This is a genomic window from Anaeromassilibacillus sp. An200, from assembly GCF_002160025.1.
Classification (GTDB): domain Bacteria; phylum Bacillota; class Clostridia; order Oscillospirales; family Acutalibacteraceae; genus Caccousia; species Caccousia stercoris.
Genome location: NZ_NFJU01000027.1, coordinates 39,979 through 47,372 on the forward strand (window position 1 = coordinate 39,979; position 7,394 = coordinate 47,372).

The 7,394-nt window shown below is 52.2% G+C and carries 6 protein-coding genes and 1 other annotated feature; all 6 genes read left to right on the plus strand.

Going from position 1 to position 7,394, the window contains the following annotated elements; translation table 11 throughout:
- Nucleotides 1-39 precede the first annotated feature (39 nt).
- The 6 genes from dxs (at nt 40) to tyrS (ending at nt 7,251) form a co-directional block, all read left to right on the plus strand.
- Nucleotides 40-1,908 carry a 1-deoxy-D-xylulose-5-phosphate synthase gene (gene dxs / locus B5F35_RS13240; RefSeq protein ID WP_242969526.1) on the plus strand — a complete coding sequence of 623 codons (1,869 nt, stop codon included), beginning with the start codon at nt 40-42 and terminating at the stop codon, nt 1,906-1,908.
- The gene (locus B5F35_RS13245; RefSeq protein WP_087241721.1) at nt 1,887-2,708 is read left to right on the plus strand and encodes a TlyA family RNA methyltransferase; all 822 of its coding nucleotides are present in this window, start codon (nt 1,887-1,889) and stop codon (nt 2,706-2,708) included. The genes dxs and B5F35_RS13245 overlap by 22 nt, the downstream gene beginning before the upstream one ends.
- The gene (locus B5F35_RS13250) at nt 2,705-3,565 is read left to right on the plus strand and encodes an NAD(+)/NADH kinase (RefSeq protein ID WP_087241723.1); all 861 of its coding nucleotides are present in this window, start codon (nt 2,705-2,707) and stop codon (nt 3,563-3,565) included. The genes B5F35_RS13245 and B5F35_RS13250 overlap by 4 nt, the downstream gene beginning before the upstream one ends.
- Entirely contained in the window at nt 3,566-4,015 is a 450-nt protein-coding gene (gene argR, locus B5F35_RS13255; RefSeq protein WP_087241725.1) for an arginine repressor, read from the plus strand.
- A gap of 6 nt (nt 4,016-4,021) precedes the next feature.
- Entirely contained in the window at nt 4,022-5,692 is a 1,671-nt protein-coding gene (gene recN / locus B5F35_RS13260; RefSeq protein ID WP_087241727.1) for a DNA repair protein RecN, read from the plus strand.
- 29 nt (nt 5,693-5,721) lie between these two features.
- Nucleotides 5,722-5,959: a binding site (T-box leader), on the plus strand.
- A gap of 62 nt (nt 5,960-6,021) precedes the next feature.
- Entirely contained in the window at nt 6,022-7,251 is a 1,230-nt protein-coding gene (gene tyrS / locus B5F35_RS13265) for a tyrosine--tRNA ligase (RefSeq protein WP_087241729.1), read from the plus strand.
- The last annotated feature ends 143 nt before the right edge of the window (nt 7,252-7,394 follow it).

A 7,394-nucleotide genomic window follows, 5' to 3' on the forward strand; every position in this document is an offset into this window, starting at 1 on the left:
AGCGGCGAAATGGATGGGGATGAAAAAAGCTTGGACAGAGTGTTGAACAGAATCCACAGCCCTCAGGATTTGAAAAATCTCAGCCGGACGGAGCTTCGGCAGCTCAGTGAAGAAATCCGTTCGCTGATTATTCAAACAGTATCGGAAAACGGTGGGCATCTGGCCTCCAATCTTGGCGCGGTGGAACTGACCATTGCACTCCATTATGTGTTTCCCTCCCTGAGCGACAGGATTGTGTGGGATGTCGGGCATCAGGCTTATACTCATAAAATCCTGACGGGGCGCAGAGAGCAGATTGCCACCATTCGCAAAGAGGGAGGTCTTTCCGGTTTTCCAAACCGTTTTGAAAGCCCCTGGGATTCCTTTACCGTCGGCCATGCCAGCACTTCCATTTCCGCAGCTTTGGGACTGGCGCAGGGAAAATATCTTTCCGGCGAACCTGGAAATGTAGTGGCTGTCATTGGAGATGGCGCTTTGACAGGAGGAATGGCCTATGAAGGCTTAAATAATGCGGGACGTTTTCCGGGAAATATCATGGTGATCCTCAATGACAACACCATGTCAATCTCTGAAAATGTGGGATCGATGGCGGGTTATCTGGCCAGCATCCGCACAAAACCCGGCTATCTTCGGGCGAAAAGCCGCGTGGAAAGAGCTTTGGACCATGTTCCCGTGGTGGGCAAGCCTTTGCATCGAGGGATTTCCCGAGCCAAGTCTGCTGTCAAGCATATGATGTATAAAAGCACCCTGTTTGAGGATATGGGCTTTTTCTATTATGGGCCGTTTGATGGGCATAATATTGATAAGCTGATAGAAGTGTTTGAGAACACCAAAAGCATCCCTCACCCAATCCTGATTCATGTTTTGACAGATAAAGGGAAGGGATACCCCTTTGCGGAACAGGATCCCGGTACCTTTCATGGTGTTTCCCCCTTTGATGTGGAAACAGGAGAAACGCCAGCCGCGAAGGACAGCTTTTCTTCTATATTCGGCAGCTTTTTGTGTGAGCTTGCGGAAAAGGACAATCATATTTGTGCGGTGACAGCGGCAATGGAACTGGGAACCGGATTGACGGAGTTTGCCAAAAAGTTTCCGGAACGCTTTTTCGATGTGGGGATTGCTGAGGAGCATGCTGTCACTTTTTCGGCAGGGCTTGCAGTCAGCGGACAGCTTCCGGTCTGTGCTTTGTACTCAACTTTTTTGCAGCGGGGATACGATCAGATCCTGCATGACGCGGTTCTGCAAAAAGCGCATCTTGTGCTTGCGGTGGATCGTGCCGGAATTGTGGGGGAAGACGGAGAGACACATCAGGGAATTTATGATACAGCGTTTCTCAATACCATTCCCAATTTGACGGTCTTTTCCCCCGTTACCTATGAAGATTTGCGCATGGATTTAAAAAAGGCTCTGTATGAATGTGAGGGAGTTGTGGTTGTGCGGTACCCCCGGGGGCGTCAGCTGTTCAAGCCTCACGATTATGTCACAACCCGCAGTTATTACTATTGGGGGAAGCAAGATCGGGACCCGGATATTGTCCTTGTCACCTATGGCAGGCTTTTCTCCTTTACATGCAGAGCGTGCGAAATTCTAAGGGAACAGGGAATGGAGGCGGCTGTTCTTCGTTTGGATCCGATTCTTCCGGTTTCGGAAGAGTCTGTAAAGCAGATTACCTTTGCGAAGGAAGTCTTCTTTTTTGAAGAAGGAATGGAGCAGGGCGGAATTGGAGAACACTTTGCCATGGTATTAAATCGCCTGGGGTGGGATGGGGCGTATCATCTCAAGGGTATCAAGGGCTTTGTCAAACACGCTCCCATGATGGAAATCCTGCATCATCTGGGACTGGATGAAACCGGAATGGCGGAATTTGTAAGATCGGAGTGCTCAACGTGGCAGAAAAAAAGAGATTAGATTGCCTGCTGTTTGAAAAGGGGTTTGCCCAGAGCCGGGAACGGGCAAAGATCCTGATTATGGAAGGGCTTGTCTATATCAATCATCAAAAATACGACAAACCGGGAGAAAGCGTTCCGGTGGACGCGGAGATTGAAGTGAGAGGCAAGGGGCTGGCATACGTCAGCCGGGGTGGCCTCAAGCTGGAAAAGGCTATGCAGCAGTTTCCTATCTCGCTGGAAGGCAAAACCACCATGGATATCGGGGCATCAACGGGAGGATTTACCGACTGTATGCTGCAAAATGGCGCGGTGCGGGTTTATGCCGTTGACGTTGGTTATGGCCAGCTGGCATGGAAGCTGAGAAGCGACAGCCGGGTGGTGAACCTGGAGCGTACCAATGTCCGCTATTTGACGGTGGAGCAGGTGCCGGAGCTTGTGGATTTTTTCAGTGTGGATGTTTCCTTTATTTCACTTTCCCTCGTTCTTCCCGCTGCCCGCCCTTTTTTGAGAGAGGGCGGTGAAGCGGTTTGTCTCATCAAACCGCAGTTTGAAGCAGGCAGGGAGAAGGTAGGCAAAAAAGGCGTTGTGCGGGATCGGGCAGTACACAGGGAAGTGATTGAAAAGGTTGTGCAGCTTGCTCTGTCGGAAGGCTATTCCCCGCTGGGACTGACCTATTCTCCTGTAAAGGGACCAGAGGGAAATATCGAGTATCTGCTGTATCTGCGCAAAGAGGAACCCCCTCACATGGGACAGCTTCCGGATATTGGCACCCTGGTGGATGAATCGCATACTGTGCTGAATGGCGGTGAGACGCCTTGAAGGCTTTTCTGATTCCCAATCTGACTAAGAAGGACGCTCTTTTTCATACCGGCCGCGTAGCGCATCGTCTTGCTGAGCTTGGGGTCACCTGTGTGGTGCAGGAGCAGTTTCATCGCCCCTTCCAGGATCTTCCGGTTTCCTTCTGCAAAGAACCGGAAGACGCTCTTTCTCTTTGCGATCTGGTGATTGCGGTGGGCGGAGACGGAACGATTATCCATGCGGCAAAGGAAGCGGCCGCGTTTGGAAAACCGGTGTTGGGTGTGAACGTGGGACGCCTTGGCTTTGTGGCGGGGCTGGAACCGGATGAATTGGATCGGCTGGAACTTCTGATTGCCGGAGAGTATCTGGTGGATGAGCGGATGATGCTGGAGGTGACGCTTCGCTGTGAGGGGCGGGAGTTTGTGTATTACGCGCTCAATGATGCGGTACTGGCACGAGGCGCACTGTCCCGGATACTGGATTTCCGTGTTCTGCTCAACCAGAGCAATGTTGGTGCGTACCGGGCGGATGGACTGATTGTCGCTACGCCTACGGGATCCACCGCGTATTCTCTTTCTGCTGGCGGGCCGGTGATTGATCCGGCGCTTCGCTGCCTGCTGCTGTCTCCCATCTGCCCACATTCTCTGTTTACCCGCCCGGTTGTGTTTGGAGAAGAATCCGTTTTGCAGATTCAGGCGGGTTCCAGTGAGGAAGGGGTCAACAGCTATCTGACAGTGGATGGGCAGATTTCCATTGCGCTGAAAAACGAAGAACCGGTGTTTTGCCGTGCGGCGTCGCAGACCGCTAAATTGCTGAAACTGAAAAATACCAACTTCTATGAAGTGGTCAATGATAAATTGGCGGAGAGGAGGAGCTGAATGAAAAAGAGACGTCATGAAAAGATCCTGCAAATCATCGGCAACAATACGGTTGATACGCAGGAAGAATTGCTTCGTCTGCTGCGGGAGGAGGGGTTTGATGTCACGCAGGCAACGGTTTCGCGTGACATCAAGGAACTGCGTCTGGTGAAAACACAGACAGGCAATGGCAAATATCGCTATACCGCGCCGAAGGATGGAAGTCGGGATATGTCCTCCCGCTTTTTCTCGCTGTTTTCCGAAAATACCATATCGGTGCAAAGCGCCTGCAATATGGTGGTCATCAAAAGTCTGACCGGTATGGCTCAGGCAGTCTGTGCCGCGATGGATTCCCTGCATTGGGAAGGAATTGTGGGCACTCTGGCAGGTGACGACACGATCTTTGTTGTAACACAAGATGAGGAATGTGCCCGCCGTTTTGCCGAGGAACTGCGCCGGATGATGGGGTGAAGCGTCATGCTTTCTGAGCTGTATATCGAAAATATTGCGGTCATCGAAAAGGCCGGGATCCAGTTTCGAAAGGGGTTAAATATTCTTACCGGCGAGACGGGAGCCGGTAAGTCGATTGTCATTGACTCCATTCATGCCGTGTTGGGAGAACGCACCTCCCGTGATTTGGTGCGAACCGGAGCAAAATCTGCCTTTGTGAGCGCCAGCTTTGATGAACTGCCGGATACTGTGCTGGAAAAGGCGCGGGAATATGGTTTTGAGCCGGAGGATGGGGGGCTGTTGCTCCAGCGAACGATCTCCGCAGAAGGGAAAAGCAGCTGTCGGGTGAATGGCCGCCCAACTTCTGTTTCTGTTTTGCGGGATTTGGGAAGGCTTCTGCTGTCCATTCATGGCCAGCATGACACCTATGAACTGCTTTCGCCGGAGCTGCATCTGGCCTATGTGGATCGGATGGGAGAAACAGAACTCCTTCTGGAGGACTACCGAAAGGAATACCGCGAAATGGAGCACTGCCGCAAGGAATGGGAAAAGCTCCAGATGGATGAAACCAACAAAGCCCGGCGGATCGATCTTCTGCAATATCAAATTCAGGAGCTGGAGGCGGCACAGCTTCACCCTGGGGAGCAGGAGGAGCTTGCGGCCCGAAAAACGTTGTATGGAAACAGCGAGAAGGTATCGGCGTCACTGGGAGAGGCGCGTGCCTGCCTGGAAGGCGGTGAGGAAGACGGGGGAGCCGTATCGGAGGTTCAGTCCGCAGCAGCGGCATTGCAGGAAGCAGCCCGCTTTTTACCCACTTTAAGCGAAACGGCGGAACGATTGCAAACGCTTTCCTATGATTTGCAGGATTGTCAGGAAATGCTGCGCGATGCTTCCTCACAGCTGGATTATGATCCCGCACAGCTGGAAGAAATTGAGGAGCGCTTAGATCTCCTGTACCGGTTGGGACTGAAATACGGCGGCACAGAGGAAGCCATGCTGGAATATCTGGAAAAATGTCAAGCGGAGCTGGAAACCATTACGCTTTCCGAGGAACATGCCGCCCGCTTTGCAGAAGCCTATCAGAAAGCCAGAAAAAAGGCGAAGCAGCATGCCGCTGTGCTCTCGGAAAAACGCCGCGAGGCCGGCAAGGTGCTGGCGGGACGTGTGCAGGAGGAATTGAAGCTTCTGGATATGCCAAATGTCCGTTTTGAAGTGGAGCAAACATCCTGCGAGCTTAGCCCTGATGGTGCGGATAAGCTGCAATTTCTGGTTTCCACGAATCCCGGAGAACCGCCGAAACCTATTGCGAAAATTGCTTCCGGCGGCGAACTTTCCCGCATTATGCTGGCGCTTAAAACGGTATTATCCAACCAGGATATCGTCGGAACCATGATTTTCGATGAGGTGGATGCCGGGATCGGTGGGAGCGCAGCGGGAAAAGTGGGGAAAAAGCTAAAGGAAGTTTCCCGAAGCCGCCAGGTGATCTGCGTGACACACTCCGCTCAGATAGCGGCTATGGCCGAGACACAGTTTCGTATCGAGAAAAAGGTTTTGGAAAACCGCACGTTTACCGATGTCCATTTGCTTTCCCACGAGGAAAGGCAGAAGGAGATTGCCCGCATGATTGGGGGAACCGATGTAACGGAACTGACCATGCGCAATGCGGAAGAAATGCTGTGTTTGGCACAAAACTCTTGACTTTTTCGAAAGATCAGGTATAATGATCCTCAATAGCTGAGAAGGGAAGAAGTACTCCGATCCTCTTATGCAGAGAGCCCGCGGGTGGTGAAAGCGGGTATGAGAGCCGGACGAAATACATCCCGGAGCTGCCGGATGGAACGCGGTTTGTCAGTAGATCCGGCCGTGTGCGCCCGTTATTGCGCAAGGGTATGATAGTACCCGTGAGGCCGCCGTCGTGAGGCTGCGGTGAACTGAGGTGGTACCGCGGATATTTCCGCCCTCTGCAAACAAAAAGCAGGGGGCGTTTTTCTTTTGCCCCCGCAAAAAAACGAAATGGAGGCAGTAAAATGGGAGTATTTGACGAGCTTCAGGCCAGAGGTCTGATTGCACAGCTCACAAACGAAGAGAAGATCCGTGAACTTCTCAACAACGGGAAGGTGACCTTTTATATCGGTTTTGATCCGACGGCGGACAGCCTGCATGTTGGACATTTTGTGCAGATCATGGTGATGGCGCATATGCAGCGCGCAGGCCATCTTCCGATAGCTCTCTTTGGCGGCGGCACCGGTATGATTGGCGATCCCTCCGGAAAGAGCGACATGCGCAAGATGCTGACCCGCGAGACGATCGAGCATAACATTTCCTGTTTTCAGAAGCAGATGGCTCGCCTGATTGATTTTTCGGATGGCAAAGCCATTATGGCAAACAACGGCGACTGGCTGCTCAATTTGAATTACATTGATTTTCTGCGTGATGTGGGCGTGCATTTTTCGGTGAACCGGATGCTGACGTTTGAGTGCTACAAGCAGCGTCTGGAGCGCGGTCTTTCCTTCTTTGAACTGAACTACATGCTGATGCAGAGCTATGATTTTCTGGAGCTCAACCGCCGTTACGGCTGTGTGATGGAGCTCGGCGGAGACGATCAGTGGAGCAACATCATCGGCGGCGTGGAGCTTCTGCGCAAAAAGGAGGGCAAGGAGGTTTATGGCATGACCTTCACCCTTCTGACTACCAGCGAGGGAAAGAAGATGGGCAAGACGGAGAAGGGCGCTGTTTGGCTGGATCCCGAAAAGACCTCTCCCTTCGATTTCTACCAGTACTGGCGCAATGTGGATGACGCTGATGTGATCCGCTGCATGAAGATCCTGACCTTCCTTCCTCTGGAGGAAATTGCCCAGTATGAAAAACTGGAGGGTGGCGAGCTCAATAAGGCCAAGGAGGTTCTGGCGTTTGAGGTTACAAAGCTGATTCACGGTGAAGAAGAGGCTGTCAAGGCGCAGAATGCTGCGCGCGCTCTCTTTGGTGCAGGCGTCAGTGCAGACAACATGCCCACAGCGGCGGTTCCCGCCTCTCTGTTTGAAAGCGGCGACGCTGGTTTGCTGGATGTCTTGCTGGCAGCCAAGCTGATTCCCTCTAAGAGTGAAGGCCGCCGTTTGGCAGAGCAGGGTGGCCTGATGGTGGATGATCGCAAGGTGGAAGGCCCTGCGGAGCGCATCGATCGCAGTGCCTTTGAAAAAGGGTATATCCATGTGAAAAAGGGTAAAAAGGTTCATCTCAAGATTACAATCGAAGAATAAAAATGGGACAGCGGTTCTCTTAAAGATCAGAGAACCGCTCAGCTTGTAGAAAAACCTGCTCCGGCAATCAAGCCAGAGCAGTTTTTTGGTTTGTAAACAAGAACCCAAAGGGAAAAAGGAGCGAAATGTCAGGCGTATTTTCG

Excerpts from the sequence above, each read along its gene's own strand:
- argR (WP_087241725.1), top strand. The coding sequence starts at position 3,566 with ATGAAAAAGAGACGTCATGAAAAGATCCTGCAAATCATCGGCAACAAT.
- recN (WP_087241727.1), top strand. The coding sequence starts at position 4,022 with ATGCTTTCTGAGCTGTATATCGAAAATATTGCGGTCATCGAAAAGGCC.
- tyrS (WP_087241729.1), top strand. The coding sequence starts at position 6,022 with ATGGGAGTATTTGACGAGCTTCAGGCCAGAGGTCTGATTGCACAGCTC.